Annotated in this window: 17 protein-coding genes and 1 pseudogene; 12 read left to right on the plus strand and 6 right to left on the minus strand. The window is 58.0% G+C overall.

Translation table 11 applies throughout. The features are described 5' to 3' along the window. The first annotated feature begins 105 nt into the window (after positions 1 to 105). The 6 genes from AC07VR_RS29365 to AC07VR_RS29390 all read left to right on the plus strand — a co-directional run bounded on the left by AC07VR_RS29365 (position 106) and on the right by AC07VR_RS29390 (position 6977). The gene (locus AC07VR_RS29365) at positions 106 to 1398 is read left to right on the plus strand and encodes an ABC transporter substrate-binding protein (RefSeq protein ID WP_495013359.1); all 1293 of its coding nucleotides are present in this window, start codon (positions 106 to 108) and stop codon (positions 1396 to 1398) included. 155 nt (positions 1399 to 1553) lie between these two features. After that, positions 1554 to 2462, plus strand: a complete 909-nt coding sequence (locus AC07VR_RS29370) for a carbohydrate ABC transporter permease (RefSeq protein WP_123426692.1) — start codon at positions 1554 to 1556, stop codon at positions 2460 to 2462. Beyond that, entirely contained in the window at positions 2455 to 3300 is an 846-nt protein-coding gene (locus AC07VR_RS29375; RefSeq protein ID WP_494992115.1) for a carbohydrate ABC transporter permease, read from the plus strand. The genes AC07VR_RS29370 and AC07VR_RS29375 overlap by 8 nt, the downstream gene beginning before the upstream one ends. Positions 3301 to 3303: 3 nt before the next feature. Beyond that, complete coding sequence (locus tag AC07VR_RS29380) at positions 3304 to 4464, plus strand: ABC transporter ATP-binding protein (protein WP_495013360.1); 1161 nt, start codon at positions 3304 to 3306, stop codon at positions 4462 to 4464. Positions 4465 to 4555: 91 nt separating this feature from the next. Continuing rightward, positions 4556 to 5905 carry a carbohydrate porin gene (locus AC07VR_RS29385; protein ID WP_494992117.1) on the plus strand — a complete coding sequence of 450 codons (1350 nt, stop codon included), beginning with the start codon at positions 4556 to 4558 and terminating at the stop codon, positions 5903 to 5905. A gap of 217 nt (positions 5906 to 6122) precedes the next feature. Next, the gene (locus AC07VR_RS29390) at positions 6123 to 6977 is read left to right on the plus strand and encodes a D-hexose-6-phosphate mutarotase (protein WP_494992118.1); all 855 of its coding nucleotides are present in this window, start codon (positions 6123 to 6125) and stop codon (positions 6975 to 6977) included. A 50-nt stretch (positions 6978 to 7027) separates the two neighbouring features. Here the strand turns inward: AC07VR_RS29390 and AC07VR_RS29395 are convergent, their stop codons facing one another. Beyond that, on the minus strand, positions 7028 to 7888 hold the full coding sequence (locus AC07VR_RS29395; protein ID WP_494992155.1) for a MurR/RpiR family transcriptional regulator: 861 nt from the start codon (positions 7886 to 7888) through the stop codon (positions 7028 to 7030). Between the two features lie 206 nt (positions 7889 to 8094). On the opposite strand from AC07VR_RS29395, the gene zwf reads away from it, so the two are divergent. From zwf to AC07VR_RS29410, 3 genes are read left to right on the plus strand one after another with little or no spacing between them, the layout of a single operon-like run. After that, complete coding sequence (zwf, locus tag AC07VR_RS29400; protein ID WP_494992119.1) at positions 8095 to 9564, plus strand: glucose-6-phosphate dehydrogenase; 1470 nt, start codon at positions 8095 to 8097, stop codon at positions 9562 to 9564. Next, positions 9551 to 10264, plus strand: a complete 714-nt coding sequence (pgl, locus tag AC07VR_RS29405) for a 6-phosphogluconolactonase (protein ID WP_494992120.1) — start codon at positions 9551 to 9553, stop codon at positions 10262 to 10264. The genes zwf and pgl overlap by 14 nt, the downstream gene beginning before the upstream one ends. Positions 10265 to 10281: 17 nt before the next feature. Beyond that, on the plus strand, positions 10282 to 10947 hold the full coding sequence (locus tag AC07VR_RS29410; protein WP_494992121.1) for a bifunctional 4-hydroxy-2-oxoglutarate aldolase/2-dehydro-3-deoxy-phosphogluconate aldolase: 666 nt from the start codon (positions 10282 to 10284) through the stop codon (positions 10945 to 10947). A gap of 207 nt (positions 10948 to 11154) precedes the next feature. Here AC07VR_RS29410 and AC07VR_RS29415 read toward each other — a convergent pair whose 3' ends face one another. Beyond that, a complete protein-coding gene (locus AC07VR_RS29415; RefSeq protein WP_495013361.1) occupies positions 11155 to 12339 on the minus strand; it encodes an aminotransferase class V-fold PLP-dependent enzyme in 1185 nt (394 codons plus the stop codon). A 163-nt stretch (positions 12340 to 12502) separates the two neighbouring features. Next, positions 12503 to 12748, minus strand: a complete 246-nt coding sequence (locus AC07VR_RS29420) for a DUF3820 family protein (protein ID WP_489075735.1) — start codon at positions 12746 to 12748, stop codon at positions 12503 to 12505. 78 nt (positions 12749 to 12826) lie between these two features. On the opposite strand from AC07VR_RS29420, the pseudogene AC07VR_RS29425 reads away from it, so the two are divergent. Then, a pseudogene (locus tag AC07VR_RS29425) lies at positions 12827 to 12991 on the plus strand (HlyD family secretion protein); the annotation flags it as partial. A gap of 52 nt (positions 12992 to 13043) precedes the next feature. Here AC07VR_RS29425 and AC07VR_RS29430 read toward each other — a convergent pair. Both AC07VR_RS29430 and AC07VR_RS29435 read right to left on the minus strand, forming a co-directional pair. After that, positions 13044 to 13514, minus strand: a complete 471-nt coding sequence (locus AC07VR_RS29430; protein ID WP_020295762.1) for a MaoC family dehydratase — start codon at positions 13512 to 13514, stop codon at positions 13044 to 13046. A gap of 56 nt (positions 13515 to 13570) precedes the next feature. Next, complete coding sequence (locus AC07VR_RS29435; protein WP_494992123.1) at positions 13571 to 14515, minus strand: alpha/beta hydrolase; 945 nt, start codon at positions 14513 to 14515, stop codon at positions 13571 to 13573. 212 nt (positions 14516 to 14727) lie between these two features. On the opposite strand from AC07VR_RS29435, the gene fadD2 reads away from it, so the two are divergent. Next, positions 14728 to 16416 carry a long-chain-fatty-acid--CoA ligase FadD2 gene (fadD2, locus tag AC07VR_RS29440; RefSeq protein ID WP_494992124.1) on the plus strand — a complete coding sequence of 563 codons (1689 nt, stop codon included), beginning with the start codon at positions 14728 to 14730 and terminating at the stop codon, positions 16414 to 16416. Positions 16417 to 16827: 411 nt separating this feature from the next. Further along, the gene (gene fadD1 / locus AC07VR_RS29445; protein WP_494992125.1) at positions 16828 to 18519 is read left to right on the plus strand and encodes a long-chain-fatty-acid--CoA ligase FadD1; all 1692 of its coding nucleotides are present in this window, start codon (positions 16828 to 16830) and stop codon (positions 18517 to 18519) included. A 45-nt stretch (positions 18520 to 18564) separates the two neighbouring features. On the opposite strand, the gene AC07VR_RS29450 is transcribed toward fadD1, so the two are convergent. Next, positions 18565 to 19032, minus strand: a complete 468-nt coding sequence (locus tag AC07VR_RS29450; RefSeq protein ID WP_495013362.1) for a DUF4124 domain-containing protein — start codon at positions 19030 to 19032, stop codon at positions 18565 to 18567. Positions 19033 to 19172: the final 140 nt, after the last annotated feature.

A 19172-nucleotide genomic window follows, 5' to 3' on the forward strand; every position in this document is an offset into this window, starting at 1 on the left:
CATTTACGCGTCCCTTCGTTACCTGCGAAGGCTAAAGCCCTGGTTAAAATCCTATGCAGCGCAAGCACCAGACTTGCATGCATAACAACAAGAAAGGTACTTCAGATGAATGCGATTTCTCGCCTCGCCACTGTCATTTCTCTCGCCTCATTGTTTCCCCTCAGCGCCCTGGCTGCCGAATCCAAAGGTTCCGTGGAAGTTGTGCACTGGTGGACTTCTGGCGGTGAAAAAGCAGCGGTCGATGTCCTCAAGGCTCAAGTCGAAAAAGACGGCTTCACCTGGAAGGACGGTGCAGTTGCCGGCGGCGGTGGCGCTACAGCCATGACCGTACTCAAAAGCCGCGCCGTGGCGGGTAACCCGCCGGGTGTCGCGCAAATCAAAGGCCCGGATATCCAGGAGTGGGGCAGCACTGGCCTGCTCAGCACCGACGCCCTGAAAGGCGTTTCCAAAGCGGAAAACTGGGACAGCCTGCTGTCGGTCAAGGTCGCCAATACCGTCAAGTACGAAGGCGATTACGTCGCTGTGCCGGTGAACATCCACCGGGTCAACTGGCTGTGGATCAACCCGGCCGTCTTCAAGAAAGCCGGTATCGAAAAAGCCCCGACCACCCTCGAAGAGTTCTATGCCGCTGGCGACAAACTGAAAGCCGCAGGCTTCATTGCCCTGGCCCACGGCGGTCAGCCTTGGCAGGACAGCACCGTGTTTGAAGACGTGGTGCTCTCGGTCATGGGCGCTGATGGTTACAAGAAAGCCCTGGTCGATCTGGACCAGAAAACCCTTTCCGGCCCTGAAATGGTCAAGTCCTTCACTGAGCTGAAAAAACTCACCGGTTACATGGACCCCAACCGCGCGGGTCGTGACTGGAACATCGCCGCCGCCGACGTTATCAATGGCAAGGCTGGCATGCAGATGATGGGTGACTGGGCCAAAAGCGAATGGACCGCCGCCCAAAAGGTAGCCGGCAAGGACTATCAGTGCGTGCCGTTCCCGGGCACTGAAAAAGCCTTCACCTACAACATCGACTCCCTCGCGGTGTTCAAGCTCAAGGCTGATCGCACCGGCGATATCGCTGCTCAGCAGGACCTGGCCAAGGTCGCGCTGGGTAAAGACTTCCAGAAGGTCTTCAGCATCAACAAAGGTTCGATCCCGGTTCGCACCGACATGCTCAATGACATGAGCACGTTGGGCTTCGACTCCTGCGCCCAGGCGTCGGCCAAGGATTTCCTGGCTGACGAGAAGACCGGCGGCCTGCAACCGAGCATGGCGCACAACATGGCCACGTCCCTGGCGGTACAGGGCGCGATCTTCGATGTGGTGACCAACTTCATGAACGACAAGAGCGCTGACCCGGCCAAGGCCAGCGCCCAATTGGCATCGGCCATCAAAGCCGCCCAGTAGTCCCTGACGCCGCGTGACCCTGTGGGAGCGAGCTTGCTCGCGATAGCTGACTGACATTCAACAGAGATGTTGACTGTTATTGCGTCATCGCAAGCAAGCTCGCTCCCACAAGGGGTCACTGTGCGCATTCACTTCTCTTCACCTGGATTATCCCGATGAGCTCTGTGGCGGTTTTCAGCAAAGCCTCACCGTTTGACGCACTGCAGCGCTGGCTCCCCAAACTGGTTTTGGCGCCGAGCATGCTGATCGTCCTGGTTGGCTTTTACGGTTACATCATATGGACATTCGTTCTGTCCTTTACCAATTCCAGCTTCATGCCGAGCTACAAGTGGGTAGGCCTGCAGCAGTACATCCGGTTGATGGAAAACGACCGCTGGTGGGTCGCGAGCAAGAACCTCGCGGTCTTCGGCGGTATGTTCATCGGCATCAGCCTGGTGCTCGGCGTGTTTCTGGCGGTGCTGCTGGATCAGCGCATTCGCAAGGAAGGCTTCATACGCACCATCTACCTGTACCCGATGGCGCTGTCGATGATCGTCACCGGTACCGCCTGGAAATGGCTGCTCAACCCAGGCCTGGGGCTGGACAAGATGCTGCGTGACTGGGGCTGGGAAGGCTTTCGCCTGGACTGGCTGGTGGATCAGGATCGCGTGGTCTACTGCCTGGTAATCGCCGCTGTGTGGCAAGCCTCGGGCTTTGTCATGGCGATGTTCCTGGCCGGCCTGCGCGGTGTCGATCAATCGATCATCCGTGCCGCTCAAGTCGATGGTGCGAGCTTGCCGACCATCTATTTGAAGATCGTCCTGCCGAGCCTGCGTCCGGTGTTTTTCAGCGCCTTCATGATCCTCGCGCACATCGCGATCAAGAGCTTCGACCTGGTGGCGGCGATGACGGCGGGCGGTCCGGGTTACTCCTCCGACCTGCCGGCAATGTTCATGTATTCCTTCACCTTCAGCCGTGGCCAGATGGGCATCGGTTCGGCGAGCGCGATGATGATGCTCGGCGCGATCCTGGCGATTCTGGTGCCGTACCTGTACTCCGAACTGCGAGGCAAACGTCATGAGTAATCAGCCTGGCAAACCTGCCATCAGCTTTAGCCGCATAGCGATCTACGCGACCTTATTGTTGGCCGCAGCGGTGTACCTGATTCCGCTGGTGGTGATGCTGCTGACCAGCTTCAAATCCCCGGAAGACATCCGCACCGGCAACCTGCTGAGCTGGCCGCAAGTGATCGACGGCATTGGCTGGATCAAGGCCTGGGACGTCGTGGGCGGCTACTTCTGGAACTCGGTGAAAATCACGGTCCCGGCGGTGCTGATCTCGACCTTCATCGGCGCGATGAATGGTTATGTGCTGTCGATGTGGCGCTTCCGTGGTTCACAGCTGTTCTTCGGCCTGCTGTTGTTCGGTTGCTTCCTGCCGTTCCAGACCGTGCTGCTACCGGCATCGTTCACCGTCGGCAAACTCGGCCTGGCCAATACCACCACGGGCCTGGTGCTGGTGCACATCGTCTACGGGCTGGCGTTCACCACGTTGTTCTTCCGTAACTACTACGTGAGCATTCCGGATGCGCTGGTGAAAGCGGCGCGGCTCGATGGTGCGGGGTTCTTCACCATCTTCGGGAAGATCCTGCTGCCAATGTCGATTCCGATCGTGATGGTCTGCCTGATCTGGCAATTCACCCAGATCTGGAATGACTTCCTGTTCGGTGTGGTCTTCGCCAGTGGCGATGCCCAGCCAATCACCGTGGCCCTGAACAACCTGGTCAACACCAGCACCGGGGTCAAGGAATACAACGTTGATATGGCGGCGGCGATGATCGCCGGGCTGCCGACACTGCTGGTTTACATATTCGCTGGCAAGTATTTCCTGCGTGGGCTGACGTCTGGCGCGGTCAAGGGGTAGAACATGGCAACTCTCGAATTACGCAATGTTAATAAGACTTACGGCAGCGGTTTGCCGGACACCCTGAAAAACATCGAACTGAAGATCGATGACGGTGAGTTCCTGATCCTCGTCGGCCCGTCCGGTTGCGGCAAGTCGACCTTGATGAACTGCATCGCGGGACTTGAAAACATCAGCGGCGGGGCGATTCTGGTGGACGACGCTGACATCAGCGGCATGAGCCCCAAGGATCGCGACATCGCCATGGTGTTCCAGTCCTACGCGCTGTACCCGACCATGAGCGTGCGCGACAACATCGCCTTCGGATTGAAGATCCGCAAAATGCCGGCGGCCGAGATCGAAGAGGAAGTGGCCCGCGTCGCCAAGCTGCTGCAAATCGAACACCTGCTCAGCCGCAAACCCGGCCAGCTCTCCGGTGGTCAGCAACAGCGTGTGGCCATGGGCCGCGCACTGGCTCGGCGGCCGAAGATTTATCTGTTCGACGAACCGCTGTCCAACCTCGACGCCAAGCTGCGGGTCGAGATGCGCACCGAAATGAAACTGATGCACCAGCGCCTGAAAACCACCACGGTCTATGTCACCCACGATCAGATCGAAGCCATGACCCTGGGCGACAAAGTGGCGGTGATGAAGGACGGGATCATTCAGCAATTCGGTACGCCGAAGCAGATCTACAACGATCCGGCCAACCTGTTCGTCGCCAGCTTCATTGGCTCGCCGCCGATGAACTTCATCCCGCTGCGTTTGCAGCGCAAGGAAGGCCGTCTGGTGGCGCTGCTCGACAGCGGCCAGGCGCGTTGCGAGCTGCCGCTGGGTATGCAGGATGCGGGTCTTGAAGAACGTGAAGTGATCCTCGGTATGCGTCCGGAACAGATCGTTCTGGCAGCGCACGAGCCGAACGGCTTGCCGATTATTCGTGCTGAAGTCCAGGTCACCGAACCCACCGGTCCGGACACCCTGGTATTCGTCAATCTCAATGAAACCAAGGTTTGCTGCCGTTTGGCGCCGGACGTCGCGCCGCAAGCGGGAGAAACCCTGACGCTGCAATTTGATCCATCCAAAGTGCTGCTGTTCGACGCCAAAACCGGTGAACGTCTGGGGGTTGCCGGTCAGCCGCAAGTTGAGGCTCGTAGCACCAACGTGGCGCAGTTCAAGGGCCACTGAGTTCGTGGCGGGGTGGTCTGTCACGCGTCGCAATCGATGTAAACCGCGTTAGATAAAAACAGTTAATAACAATAAAGACGAGGATGTAGGGATGAAAAAAAGAAACGCCAATAGCCAGCTTATCTGCCAGTTGTCAGCCGTGGCGGCGATGAGTCTGGTCGGTAGCGTACAGGCTGCAGATGCGTTCAGCGAAAACTCGAAGTGGATGACCGGTGACTGGGGTGGGGAACGGACGGCGCTGATCGAGAAGGGCTACGACTTCACGCTGGACTACGTCGGTGAGGTCGGCGCTAACCTCAAAGGTGGTTTCAACAACGACAGGACAGCACGCTACAGCGACCAGTTCGGGCTTGGCGCGCATCTGGACCTGGAGAAGATTCTCGGCTGGAAAGACACTGAATTCAAAGTGGCGATCACCGAGCGTAGCGGTCGCAACATCTCTAACGACCGGATCAGTGATCCGCGTGCCGGCACCTTCAGTTCATCTCAGGAAGTCTGGGGGCGTGGGCAGACCTGGCGTCTGACCCAGCTGTGGCTCAAGCAGAAATACTTCGACGGCAAGCTGGACGTGAAGGCCGGCTATTTCGGTGAAGGCGAAGACTTCAACACCTTCCCCTGCGACTTCCAGAACCTGGCGTTCTGCGGTTCCCAGGTGGGTAACTGGGTCGGTAACATCTGGTTCAACTGGCCCGTCAGTCAGGCGGCGATCCGTGTGAAGTACAACATCACGCCTGAACTCTTTGCGCAGATTGGCGCCTACAACCAGAACCCGTCCCAGCTGGAAACCGGCAACAGTTTCAAACTCAGCGGCAGCGGCACCAAAGGCACCATCCTGCCGGTGGAGTTGGTCTGGTCGCCTAAGGTCAACAACCTGCCAGGCGAATACCGCGTCGGTTACTACTACAGCACCGCCAAGGCCGACGACGTCTTTGAAGGTGCCGATGGTCAGCCGCAACCGGTGTCCGGTGGCGCCTTCAAATCCCACAGCAGCAAGCATGGCTACTGGTTCGTCGCCCAGCAGCAACTTACCGATCACAACGGCGATGCCTCGCGCGGCCTGAATATCGCCGCCAATGCCACCTTCCACGACAAGGACACCAACGTCGTCGACAACTACCAGTCGATCATGCTGGTCTACAAAGGTCCGTTCGATGCCCGTCCGAAGGATGACGTCGGTATCGGCATCGCCCGCATCCACGTCAACGACGATGCGCAAAAACAACGTCGTCTGACCAACGACCTGAACGGCATCAGCGACTTTGACAACCCGAGCTTCCTGCCGATCCAGGAAACCGAGTACAACGCCGAGCTGAACTACGGCTTCCATGTGACCAACTGGCTGACCGTGCGCCCGAACCTGCAATACGTGATGCACCCAGGTGGTGTCGATCAAGTCGACAACGCAATCGTCGCCGGCCTGAAAATTCAGTCGGTGTTCTAACGCAGCTGCGATAAGCTCCCTCTCTATGTGCGCATTTTGCGGATGGCCTTGGCTATCCGCTTTTTTTTGGGGCACACATATGATCGTTCCCACGCGCGCGCGTGGGAACGCATCCCGTGACGCTCTGCGTCCAGAGCGGCATTCCCACGCAGACGGTTCGACGCCTCGACGTGGGAACGATCAACAGGTAGGCAAATGATTTTCAGGACCGCGGCACATGCATGAGCACCCGCTACAACGCTTTTTCAAATCACTCCGCGCACGCCCGACGTTTGCGTGGGAGCGCTATCAGTTGCGTGATGTGCTGGTGATCGATCATCCGCTGTGCCAGGCGGTGTTCAGTCGCCAGGGGGCGCAACTGCTGCACTTCCAGCCACGGGGGCAAAAGCCCTGGCTCTGGTGTGCGGCGAAGTGGCCGCAGGTCGGGGCGATTCGCGGTGGTGTGCCGGTGTGTTGGCCCTGGTATGGCCGACATCCAAGCGAAAACGCCTGGCCCTCCCATGGCTGGGCACGGTTGATCGACTGGAAGCTGCTCGACAGCAGCAGTGACGATGATGGCGTATGCCTGCACTGGCAATTGCAACTGTGCGACTGGCAAGTGGACCTCCATGCGCATTTGGGGGAAAGCATGGACTTGCGCCTGAGCACCGAGCATCAGGACAGTCTGCCGTGCCAGTTGAGTCATGCTTTGCACGCTTACTGGCGTATTGGTGACGTTGGCGAGGTAGCGCTGTCTGGGCTCGACGGCGCGCAGGGTTATGACCAGTTGAATCGCAAGGTTTGCCAACAGGAAGGCGAACTGCGGGTGGACGGCGGCTGCCAGCGGGTGTTCCAGCATGAGGGTGAATTGCAGCTAAAGGACCATGCCTGGCAGCGCGAATTGTGTATCGATACCGGTGACAGCGCCGACACCGTGGTCTGGCATCCCGGGACGCGGCCATTGTTGGGCGTGAGCTGGAGTGAGGTCTCTGGGTTCGTCTGCGTTGAAGCGGCCAGCGGCGGGACCGACAGCCTCAGCCTGGCACCGGGGGAGAGGGCGCATTTGAGCTTGCAGGCGAGAGTCGGGGCTTAGTGATCGTTCCCATGCTCCGCGTGGGAATGTCTCTGGGAACGATCAGTGTGTCAGTTGAACTCATCCCCAATCGGATACCGGCTGGCGTTGAGGCTTTCCTTGATCTTGCGCAGGTGCGGCTGGAAGTCCACGCCACGGCGCAGGGTCATGCCGGTGGCAAGTACGTCGAGCACGGTGAGCTGGATGATCCGTGAAGTCATCGGCATATAGATGTCAGTGTCTTCGGGCAGCGGGATGTTCAGGCTCAGGGTACTGGCCTTGGCCAGGGGCGAGTCGGCGGCGGTCAGGCCGAGTACCGAAGCGCCGTTCTCCCGGGCGATGCGCGCCACTTCCACCAGTTCGCGAGTGCGGCCGGTGTAGGAAATGATCACGAACAACTCACCGGTGTGAGCGACCGAGGCTATCATCCGCTGCATCAGCACATCCGCATGGGCTGTGACGGCCAGGTTGAAGCGGAAGAATTTATGCTGGGCGTCCAGTGCCACCGGAGCCGAAGCACCGAGGCCGAAGAAGTGGATCTGCCGTGCCTGAATCAACAGATCTACCGCGCGGCTGATCAGGTTCGGGTCCAGCGCCTGGCAGGCGCTGTCCAGGGATGCGATGGCGCTGCCGAAGATTTTCTGGGTGTAGGCTTCAGGATTGTCGTCAGCCTCCACTGCACGGCTGACATAGGCCGCGCCGCTGGCCAGGCTCTGGGCCAGCTGCAGTTTAAGTTCCGGATAGCCGCTGACGCCGAACGAGCGGCAGAAACGATTGACCGTCGGCTCGCTGACCGAAGCGGCCTGGGCGAGGGCGGCGATACTGAAGCGGGTCGCCTGCTGCGGATTGAGCAGGATGATTTCGGCGACTTTGCGTTCAGCCTTGTTCAATTCTTCGAGGCGTTTCTGGATCTGTTCCAGAAGATTTCGCACGCGGTCCATATATGTTCCTTGGGTCGGCTATGCAAATTGGGCCTTTGAAGCGGCCCTCGGCGGTGGCCTATCCTACTGATGGCCTCGACCTACCACCACTCGGAATCTATATTTTGAGTAAATGTTGTGTTTATTACTACATTTTCTCTTGAGTGATGCCTTAAAAAAAGGTATTTGTAGCTTAACTTGATAAAAGAACAAACATCATGCCCTCGATTACGGTTGAACCGTGCACCTTTGCCTTGTTCGGCGCCCTCGGCGATCTGGCGCTTCGCAAGTTGTTTCCTGCTTTGTATCAGCTCGATGGTGCTGGCCTGCTGCACGACGACACGCGGATTATCGCGCTGGCGCGTGAGCCTGGCAGCGAGCAGCAGCATCTGGCATTCATCGAGGCCGAACTGCGCCGGTATGTGGATGCCAAGGAACTCGACGAAGCCGTGGTCGATCGCTTCCTGGCACGTCTGAGTTACCTGCATGTCGACTTCCTCAAGGCTGATGATTACGTCGCCCTGGCCGAACGGGCCGCAACCGCGCAGCGTGTGATTGCTTACTTCGCCACCCCGGCGGCGGTCTACGGTGCGATTTGCGAGAACCTGTCGAAGGTCGGGCTGACTCAGAACACCCGCGTGGTGTTGGAAAAACCCATCGGTTCGGACCTCGAGTCGTCGCGCAAGGTCAACGATGCGGTAGCGCAGTTCTTCCCGGAAAACCGTACCTATCGGATCGACCACTACCTGGGCAAAGAGACGGTGCAGAACCTCATCGCACTGCGCTTTGCCAACAGCTTGTTCGAAACCCAGTGGAACCAGAATTACATCTCCCACGTGGAAATCACCGTGGCCGAGAAGGTCGGTATCGAAGGCCGTTGGGGGTACTTCGACAAGGCCGGCCAATTGCGCGACATGATCCAGAATCACCTGCTGCAACTGCTCTGCCTGATCGCCATGGATCCTCCGGCCGACTTGTCTGCCGACAGTATTCGTGACGAGAAAGTAAAAGTACTCAAGGCACTGGCGCCGATCAGTCCGGAAGGCCTGACCACTCAAGTGGTGCGTGGCCAGTACATCGCCGGCCACAGCGAAGGCAAATCGGTACCGGGTTATCTGGAGGAGGAAAACTCCAACACCCAGAGCGACACTGAAACCTTCGTTGCCCTGCGCGCCGATATTCGCAACTGGCGTTGGGCCGGGGTACCGTTTTACCTGCGTACCGGCAAGCGCATGCCGCAGAAGCTGTCGCAGATCGTCATCCACTTCAAGGAACCGTCGCACTACATCTTCGCCCCCGAGCAGCGCCTGCAGATCAGCAACAAACTGATCATCCGCCTGCAACCGGACGAAGGTATTTCCTTGCGCGTGATGACCAAGGAACAAGGGCTGGACAAAGGCATGCAACTGCGCAGCGGTCCATTGCAGTTGAACTTTTCCGACACCTATCGCAGCGCGCGGATTCCCGATGCCTACGAGCGGTTGTTACTGGAAGTGATGCGCGGCAATCAGAACCTGTTTGTCCGTAAAGATGAAATCGAAGCTGCGTGGAAGTGGTGTGACCAGTTGATCGCCGGCTGGAAAAAATCCGGTGATGCGCCCAAGCCTTATGCGGCCGGGTCCTGGGGGCCGATGAGCTCAATTGCACTGATTACGCGGGATGGGAGGTCGTGGTATGGCGATATCTGAATTCAAACTGCCTCAGGGCGTCAGCGCCCATGAGTTCCTTACTCCGATGCTGCTGGCTGAAGGCCTGGCACTCAATGTAGCCGAGCAGCTGCGCGAGGCCATCAGCGCCCGTGGCGCAGCGACTCTGGTGGTGTCGGGCGGACGCAGTCCGGTGGCATTTTTCCAGTGCCTGGCCAAGCAGGATCTGGATTGGTCGAAGGTCGTGGTCTCCCTGGCCGATGAGCGCTGGGTACCGGTGGAGCACGTTGACAGCAATGCCGGCCTGCTCAAGCGTTATCTGTTGCAAGGCCCGGCTGCGAAAGCGCGGTTCCTGAGCCTGTACAGCGCTTCGGCAAACCTGGAAGAAGCTGCGCAGCTGGCAGACCGCTTGTTGGCCGAGTTGCCGACGATCGACGTGCTGGTGCTGGGCATGGGCGATGATGGGCATACCGCTTCGCTGTTCCCCAACAGCCCGAACCTTGGCCAGGCACTGAAGCTTGATGGTTCGCGCCGCTGCTGGCCGATGCTGGCGCCGACCGTGCCGCATCAGCGTCTGAGCATGAGCCGTGCGCTGCTGGCTTCGGCGAAGGTCACTGTTCTGTCTATTTCCGGTCAATCCAAATTGACCACCCTGAGTGCCGCGCTGGCTGGTGACGATATCGCCGTTATGCCGATTCGCGCATTTTTGCAACCTACGTTAGAGATTTACTGGTGCCCATGAGCCAAGGATCAGCCGCTATGACAAACACACTCCCGACCGTTTCCATGGCGGACAAAGTTGCCCTGATCGACAGCCTCTGTGCCAAGGCGCGGATTCTGCCAGTGATCACCATCGCTCGTGAACAAGACATTCTGCCGCTGGCCGATGCGCTGGCGGCCGGCGGTTTGACTGCCCTGGAAGTGACCTTGCGTTCGCAGTTCGGCCTCAAGGCGATTCAGCTGCTGCGCGAGCAGCGTCCAGAGTTGGTCACCGGTGCCGGCACTGTGCTGGATCGCAACATGCTTGCCGCTGCTGAAGCGGCCGGTTCGCAATTCATCGTCACCCCGGGCATCACCCGCGACTTGCTCCAAGCCAGCGTCGACAGCCCGATTCCGCTGTTGCCCGGCATCAGCAACGCTTCCGGGATCATGGAAGGCTATGCACTGGGCTATCGTCGCTTCAAGCTGTTCCCGGCGGAAGTCAGCGGCGGCGTCGCAGCGATCAAAGCCCTTGGCGGTCCGTTCGGCGAAGTGCGCTTCTGCCCGACTGGCGGCGTCAGCCCGGCCAATATCAAGAGCTACATGGCGCTGAAAAATGTGATGTGCGTCGGCGGTAGCTGGATGCTGGATCCCGAGTGGATCAAAAACGGTGACTGGGCCCGGATCCAGGAATGCACTGCAGAGGCTCTGGCCCTGCTGGACTGATTGGTTTTACTGAAATCGTTGTTGTTCTACGGCTTTACGGTGCACTTGGTCAGTGCGCCGTTTTTTTTTGCCTGAACAAAAGCCATCTTCGTCAGGTTTTGTATCGCCGCTCAGGGCGCCATCGCGGGCAAGCCTCGCTCCTACAGGTATGCGTAATTTGTAGGAGCGAGGCTTGCCCGCGAAGGCAATGGTGCTGGCAACAAAGACCTAACTGCTCAACTCAATCAATGCCCGCGCCAGTAACCGCATATCTGCTGCCGAAGTGATAAACCCCGGCGTAATCCGAATGCATGGGCCAACCGCCGAGCCGCTGCGTGCCACGGTAAACAGGTTGTATTCGTTGAGCAGCCGCTCGACCATCACCTGCTGATTGGCGTGCCGGGTGAAGCGCATCGAGGTTATGCCGCAATACAGTCGCGGGTCGTCCGGAGTCATCACTTCGATTCCCGGTAACTCGCGAACCTCTCTCACCCACAGATCACGCAAATAATTGAGTCGCGCGCCTTTGGTGGCTGCACCGCCGATGATCCGATGTTCTTCAAGCACCAGCGGCAAGGTCAGCAACGCCGGGATGTTCGGCGTGCTGTAGGCCGTGCGTGAGCGAATGTCGGTGATCGGGAAATGACTTTCGCCCATGTCCGGATCAATGTCGGCCAGACGCTGCGGGGCGATATAGACAAAGCCCAGAGTCAGCGGTGCGCCGATCCATTTCTGCAGATTGAAACCGGCAAAGCAGATACCCAGCTCAACGAGGTTGAACTCAATCTGACCGAGGGCGTGGGCGCCGTCGAGAATCACATCGACGCCATGTTCCCGGGCTGCCGCGGCAATTGCCTGCACCGGCATGACCAGCCCGGTGCGATGGGTCACGTGAGTCAATGCCATCAGCTTCAAACGCGGGTAACGCATGAAGGCGTCGCGGTAGCTCGCCAGCAAGCTGTCGAAGCTGGCGGGGTGGCGATGCTCAATCTCGATCACCTCCACCCCGCGATTGCGCGCCAGCCAACGCATGGCACCTTTGACCGTGTCGTACTCCAGGTCGCTGAACAGCACCTGGTCGCCGGGCTGCAAGGTGTTGTAGTTGCGGATCAACGATTGCAGGGCGTCGGAGGCGCAGCGGGTGAGGGCGACCGCTTCGGGATCGACCCCCAGCAGGTCGGCCAGTTGGCGGCGGATCTGCACGCTTTCGACTTGTTCGAAATGCTGGCGCACATGCACCGAGTTGCTGCGGTTGATAAAGGCGATATTGCGCTGGTATTCATCAACCACGGTACGGCTCATGCGCCCGAAGTAACCGTTTTCCAGGTTGATGGGCCCCGGTTCGATGTCAAAGCGGTCGGCGAATGTCCGCCAAAAAGCTTCGTCGCGGGCGTGGCGGGTATTCTCGGGCATGGGGCGACTCGGTCAGTGGTTAGTGGCCTGTGTGGCTAGTTCTGTTAGTCAACTTCGGCGCCAGAAGCCCATATCCAGCGTTGCTGTTCCTCGCCATAGCGGGCTATGACTCGTCACAGCGCTTTGGCTATGAACTTCTGGCATCCGAACTTGAGCTAACGAACTAGCCGTACAGGCCACCAGGTTTGGGTTTGCCGTGCTTGGCGCGTAGTGGATCGAGCAGGTCGGACAAACCGTTGTGATCAATTTCCTGCATCAAGGCCAACAAGCCGCCCAGTTCTCCGTGAGGAAAACCTTCGCGGGCGAACCAGTTCAGGTATTGGCCGGGCAGGTCGGCAATGATGCGGCCCTTGTATTTACCAAAGGGCATTTCGCGGGTGACCAGCAGTTCAAGCTTTTCGGGATTCATGATGCGGCCGTCTTGATTCAAACATCCTGGAAAATACAGGCATTCTGTATGCGGGCCAATTGGCAGATCATACAGATGGACGGGCAACGGCTGGCGGAAGTGGAGCCGACCTTCAACTGAGGGCTCCTGGCGCAGCGGATTGCGCTAGGGATCGAGCGCGATAAGCTGCCTGAAGGCATCAACCTGAGCGCGGGGATGACCGCTAGCGTGCAGGTGGAGAAGGGCGCGGGTGGGTCGCATTGATCGTTCCCACGCTCGCGCGTCACCAGTGTCCGGGAGTGTGGGAACGATCGGGTCAGCCGATGCTGATCGCCGGCAATGTCGGCAGTGTCACGGTCTGTTGTTTACGCGGCGCCAGGATTTCAGCCTCGCCATCTACCACTAACTCATCGCGCTGGTTAAACACCCGGGTGGCGATGCGTACACGAAATTTCGGTAGTTTCTCGAGAATTTCCAGGCGCACGGTCAGGGTGTCGCCGATCTTCACCGGCTTCTGGAAGCTCATTTGCTGACCGATATAGATAGTGCCCGGCCCAGGCAGCTCGCACGCAACGGCAGCGCTGATCAGGGCGCCGCTGAACATACCGTGAGCGATGCGTTCCTTGAACATGGTCGCGGCGGCGAACTCGGCGTCCAGGTGCACCGGGTTGTGGTCGCCGGACATCGCGGCGAAGAGCTGAATATCACGCTCTTCAACGGTTTTGCTGTAGCTGGCGGTCTGGCCGACTTCGAGGGCTTCGTATGGGGTGTTGGTAACCTGGGTCATCTATCTCAAGTCCTGTGACGAAGTAATTAAATCAACTTATTGATATTAAACAAAAATTATTCAGTTCGTGGTGGCCGACGATTCTTCAATACCTGCTCCAGCCACGCGAGTACATCCCTCGTTACTTCGTCGCGGTTGCTTTCGTTGAACAGTTCGTGCCGAGCCTGTGGGTAGATAATCAGTTGCAGGTACTGGCTTCCGGCCCCGCGCAGCGCATCGACCAAGTCTTTGAGACGTGTGCCGTTGCTCACCGGATCACATTCGCCGCCGATCACCAGCAGCGGCAGGCCCGGATCAATCTGGGCGAGATTGGACGCTTTGCTGATTTGCTGCAACCCGCCCAGCATGTCGATCCATAGCTGGTTCGTACAGCGGAAGCCGCAGAGCGGGTCGTTGACGTATTTATCGACTTCGTCGCAATCGCGGCTGAGCCAGTCAAAAGGTGTGCGATTGGGTTTGAAGGCTTTATTAAACGATCCAAATGACAGCCATTCGATCAGCGCACTGCGACCGGTGGCACCCTGGCGCATGCGTTCGAAACGAGCGATCAGGCGGGCGACGCGGTAGAGCGCAACGGGCTGAAAGTTTGAACCGCTCAGAATCGCCCCGTGCAGGCTGGCGCTATGATGCAGCAGGTAGGCTTGGGCGATGTAGCTGCCCATGCTGTGCCCGAGCAGCACAATAGGCGTTCCGGGATGCTTCTGGCCAATGTGCTGGTTAAGGCAGGCCAGGTCGCCGACCACTTTGCGCCAGCCGTCCTTGTCTGCGTAATGCCCCGGAACGCCGTGCTCGGCGGTTTTGCCGTGACCGCGTTGATCCAGGGCGTACAACCCATAACCTTGTTTGCTCAACGCTTCGGCCAGACGGGCATAGCGGCCGCTATGTTCGGCCATTCCATGGGCCAACAAGATCACCGCTTTGAGCGCAGTCTCAGGCAGCCACTGGTTGACATAAAGGCGGCAGTGGTCACTCGCGGTCAGCCAGAAAGTATCGTGGATCATGGCGATTCCTTTGCACGGGGTCGTTGCATTGTATAGCTCATCAGACAATTGCCGCCTGATCAGGGTGTGCCTCAGCAACAAGATTCACGCTATCAATGACACGCCGGCGTGTATTTGCCTGAATCGCTATAGCTGCTAACGTCCGAAGAGCCCCGCCTTTCAAAGAAGCAGAGATGCGGCCCGGACACGCTCAGGTAAAGAGGACAAGAACAATGCAACCTGAATTCTGGAATGACAAACGCCCGGCCGGCGTTCCCCTGGATATCGATCTGGGTGCCTACAAGTCGGTGATCGAGGTTTTCGAGCGTTCCTGCAAGAAGTTCGCTGATCGTCCAGCATTCAGCAATATGGGTGTGACCCTGACCTACGCTGAGCTGGAACGCTACAGCGCAGCATTCGCCGGTTATCTGCAAGCGCACACTGATCTGGTCGCTGGCGATCGGATTGCGATGCAGATGCCCAATGTCCTGCATTACCCGATTGCCGTGTTCGGAGCGTTGCGTGCCGGGTTGATCGTGGTCAATACCAATCCTCTGTATACCCCGCGTGAGATGCGTCATCAGTTCAAGGATTCCGGTGCACGGGCACTGGTTTACCTGAATATGTTCGGCCAGAAAGTCCAGGAAGTGCTGGCCGATACCGAGATCCAATACCTGATCGAGGCGAAGATGGGTGATCTGATGCCCAGTGCCAAGGGGTGGTTGATCAACACCGTGGTCGACAAAGTGAAGAAGATGGTGCCGGCGTACAGCCTGCCCCAGGCCATTTCGTTCAAGAGCGCGCTGCGGCTGGGACGTGGTCATGGCATCAAGCCGTTAACCGTCAGCCTCAACGATGTTGCGGTGCTGCAATACACCGGCGGCACTACGGGCCTGGCCAAGGGCGCGATGCTCACTCATGGCAACCTGGTTGCCAACATGCAACAGGCGCGGGCTTGCCTGTCCCAGCTCGGTGCCGATGGCCAGCCGCTGCTCAGGGAAGGCCAGGAGGTGATGATCGCGCCATTGCCGCTGTACCACATCTATGCCTTCACCGCGAACTGCATGTGCATGATGGTGACCGGCAACCACAACGTTCTGATCACCAATCCGCGGGACATTGCCGGCTTTATCAAAGAGCTGAAAAACTGGCGCTTCTCGGCGCTGCTGGGACTCAACACATTGTTCGTTGCGCTCATGGATCACCCGGATTTCAAGACCCTGGATTTCTCCAGCCTCAAGCTCACTAATTCCGGTGGTACCGCGTTGGTCAAGGCCACTGCCGAGCGTTGGCAGGCAATGACCGGTTGCCGCATTACCGAAGGTTACGGGCTGACCGAAACCTCGCCGGTTGCGTGTACCAACCCTTACGGCGACAAATCGCGGCTGGGCACGGTCGGTCTTCCGGTGCCGGGTACAACGCTGAAGGTCATTGACGATGACGGCGTCGAGCAGCCACTGGGCGAGCGCGGTGAGCTCTGCATCAAAGGCCCGCAAATCATGAAGGGCTACTGGCGGCAAGTGGAAGCCACGGCGCAAATTCTGGATACCGAAGGCTGGTTCAAGTCCGGTGACATTGCGGTGATCGATCCGGACGGTTTTGTGCGGATCGTCGATCGCAAGAAAGACATGATCATCGTGTCGGGTTTCAACGTGTACCCGAATGAAATCGAAGACGTGGTCATGGCCCATCCGAAAGTCGCCAACTGTGCGGTGATCGGTGTACCGGACGATCGTTCGGGCGAGGCGGTGAAGTTGTTTGTGGTCGCTCGCGAGTCGGGTGTCAGCCTTGAAGAGCTGAAGGCTTACTGCAAGGAAAATTTCACCGGCTACAAAGTGCCGAAGCACATCGTGCTGCGCGATTCGCTGCCGATGACACCGGTGGGCAAGATCCTGCGACGGGAGTTGCGCGATATCGCGTAATATTTTGTAAGTAGAGTGCGGGATCGATCGATCCTGAAATGATCGCAGCCTGCGGCAGTTCCTGCGAGATCAGTGCTCATCTCAATTTCATGGGTGAACACGGTCGGCGTAGGAGCTACCGATAGGCTGTGATCTTTTTTTTGGTTGATAAATACAGCTGAAACTACCGTTCTAGAGCGATTGACGAGCTTATAGAATTTTTGCTCTAAAAGTGACTATTGAGTTTTCTTAAGTCATATTTGTGACTGGTAAGGCCTTCTTTGGCTCTAGTCGGCCATTGGCAAAGCTGCTACTCTCGGCCCGCTTTGTGACTTCTCGGCCTAAGTAAAAAGCCAGATTCACCAATACATACACCAATAATAATCGCACTAAATGCGGTGATGAATTCGCGTTGCTGAGGAGTGGGCTTCCATGATCGAAAACTTTTGGAAGGATAAGTACCCAACTGGGATTGCTGTCGAGATCAACCCAGACGAGTATCCGAATATTCAGGCGGTGTTGAAGCAATCTTGCCAACGCTTCGCCAACAAGCCGGCCTTTAGCAACCTTGGCAAGACGCTCACCTACGGTGAACTGTACGAATTGTCGGGCGCTTTTGCCGCTTACCTGCAACAGCATACCGACTTGCAGCCAGGCGATCGAATCGCCGTACAGTTGCCAAACCTGCTGCAATACCCGATCGCCGTGTTTGGTGCCATTCGCGCCGGTTTGATCGTGGTCAACACCAACCCGCTGTACACCGCGCGGGAAATGGAACACCAATTCAACGACTCCGGTGCCAAGGCGCTGGTCTGCCTGGCCAACATGGCGCACCTGGCGCAAGCCGTGGTGCCCAAGACCTCAGTCAAGCATGTGATCGTTACCGAAGTGGCCGACCTGCTGCCACCACTCAAGCGCCTGCTGATCAATAGCGTCATCAAGTATGTGAAGAAGATGGTCCCGGCGTACCACTTGCCCAAGGCCATCAAATTCAACGACGTGTTGAGCAAAGGTCGCGGCCAGCCAGTCTCTGATGCCAACCCGGCCAGCGGCGATGTCGCAGTACTGCAATACACCGGCGGCACCACTGGCGTGGCCAAGGGCGCGATGCTAACCCATCGCAACTTGGTGGCGAACATGCTGCAGTGCAAGGCGCTGATGGGGTCCAACCTGAATGAAGGTTGCGAGATTCTGATCACACCGCTGCCGCTGTACCACATCTATGCCTTCACTTTTCATTGCATGGCGATGATGCTGATCGGCAACCACAACATCCTGATCAGCAACCCGCGCGACCTGTCGGCGATGGTCAAGGAGCTGTCGAAGTGGAAGTTCAGCGGCTTTGTCGGCTTGAACACGCTGTTTGTGGCGCTGTGCAACAACGAGGCATTCCGCCAGCTGGACTTCTCTGCGATGAAAGTCACTCTGTCTGGCGGCATGGCCCTGCAACTGGCCGCTGCCGAGCGCTGGAAAGCCGTGACCGGTTGCTCCATTTGCGAAGGTTATGGCATGACCGAAACCAGCCCGGTGGCCACGGTCAATCCGATCCAGAACATCCAGATCGGCACCATCGGCATTCCGGTACCGTCCACGGTCTGCAAAGTCATTGATGATGCGGGTGTCGAACAGCCGCTGGGCGAAGTGGGCGAACTGTGCGTCAAGGGTCCACAAGTCATGAAGGGTTACTGGCAGCGTCAGGAAGCCACTGATGAAATCCTCGACAGCGAAGGCTGGTTGAAGACCGGCGATATCGCGATCATCCAGCCAGACGGTTACATGCGCATCGTCGATCGCAAAAAGGACATGATTCTGGTCTCTGGTTTCAACGTCTATCCGAACGAACTCGAAGACGTGCTGGCGACTTTGCCGGGCGTGTTGCAGTGCGCAGCCATTGGCGTGCCGGACGAGAAATCGGGCGAAGCGATCAAGATTTTCATCGTCGCCAAACCGGGCGTGACCTTGACCAAGGAGCAGGTGATGCAACACATGCGCGCCAACGTCACCGGCTATAAAGTGCCGAAAGCCGTTGAGTTCCGCGATGCGCTGCCAACCACTAATGTGGGCAAGATCCTGCGCCGTGAACTGCGCAGCGAAGAACTGAAGAAGCTGGGCGCGAAGGCGTAAACAGGCTGTAAAACACAAAGCCCGCCGAGTGCGGGCTTTTTGCTGCTAGCGTTTGCCTGTTATGCAGCCTTTCTCATCGAACACGATTTGAGCGCTGCGACCTTTCTTTGCGTTGTAGCGATAGCTCGTGGTCGCATTTCGAATGCTGATTTTGTCTGGCTTGCCGAGTGCGCTTTCGACTTCCTGTTGGCTCATGCCAGGTACGATTCGTTGATTGATGATTGCCTGGCGGCGTTCTTTGGCGCTGAGCAGGCTTGCACAAACGTCATCGGGCTGCCCGACAATGACCGGCTCCTCTTTTGCTGATTTCGCTCTGAATATTTTCAGGGGGCTGCTCTTCGAGGAAGCAGCCTTGACCCCGCTCGGAGCAGGATTGGCCACATTCTGAATTCGAAGTGTCTCTTGTGGCGCGCAACCCTGGGAGGTGAAGGTGACATGGCCGTCAGCGTTTTCGCATCGCTGCACAGTCGTGGCGCTTGCTTGCGACGCTAGCCAAAGCAGGGCGAGGTACAAGAGCGAGGTCTTTCTCAGTGGCAAGCGACGTCCTCCGTGACGGTCCCGAAACAGGATAGACGGTACTTTTTTGGCCCCGGGTGTGTTTTCTTTTCTGAATGAGTCGTCGCAGCTCTACAGATTCGGACAGCGATCAGGAT

It is taken from the genome of Pseudomonas sp. GW821-FHT02H09 (assembly GCF_059421425.1).

Coding starts and splice junctions, on each gene's coding strand:
- AC07VR_RS29385 (WP_494992117.1), top strand. CDS start 4,556: ATGAAAAAAAGAAACGCCAATAGCCAGCTTATCTGCCAGTTGTCAGCC.
- AC07VR_RS29365 (WP_495013359.1), top strand. CDS start 106: ATGAATGCGATTTCTCGCCTCGCCACTGTCATTTCTCTCGCCTCATTG.
- AC07VR_RS29410 (WP_494992121.1), top strand. CDS start 10,282: ATGACAAACACACTCCCGACCGTTTCCATGGCGGACAAAGTTGCCCTG.
- fadD1 (WP_494992125.1), top strand. CDS start 16,828: ATGATCGAAAACTTTTGGAAGGATAAGTACCCAACTGGGATTGCTGTC.
- AC07VR_RS29380 (WP_495013360.1), top strand. CDS start 3,304: ATGGCAACTCTCGAATTACGCAATGTTAATAAGACTTACGGCAGCGGT.
- AC07VR_RS29375 (WP_494992115.1), top strand. CDS start 2,455: ATGAGTAATCAGCCTGGCAAACCTGCCATCAGCTTTAGCCGCATAGCG.
- zwf (WP_494992119.1), top strand. CDS start 8,095: ATGCCCTCGATTACGGTTGAACCGTGCACCTTTGCCTTGTTCGGCGCC.
- pgl (WP_494992120.1), top strand. CDS start 9,551: ATGGCGATATCTGAATTCAAACTGCCTCAGGGCGTCAGCGCCCATGAG.
- AC07VR_RS29430 (WP_020295762.1), bottom strand. CDS start 13,514: ATGACCCAGGTTACCAACACCCCATACGAAGCCCTCGAAGTCGGCCAG.
- AC07VR_RS29390 (WP_494992118.1), top strand. CDS start 6,123: ATGCATGAGCACCCGCTACAACGCTTTTTCAAATCACTCCGCGCACGC.
- AC07VR_RS29370 (WP_123426692.1), top strand. CDS start 1,554: ATGAGCTCTGTGGCGGTTTTCAGCAAAGCCTCACCGTTTGACGCACTG.
- fadD2 (WP_494992124.1), top strand. CDS start 14,728: ATGCAACCTGAATTCTGGAATGACAAACGCCCGGCCGGCGTTCCCCTG.
- AC07VR_RS29435 (WP_494992123.1), bottom strand. CDS start 14,515: ATGATCCACGATACTTTCTGGCTGACCGCGAGTGACCACTGCCGCCTT.
- AC07VR_RS29415 (WP_495013361.1), bottom strand. CDS start 12,339: ATGCCCGAGAATACCCGCCACGCCCGCGACGAAGCTTTTTGGCGGACA.
- AC07VR_RS29420 (WP_489075735.1), bottom strand. CDS start 12,748: ATGAATCCCGAAAAGCTTGAACTGCTGGTCACCCGCGAAATGCCCTTT.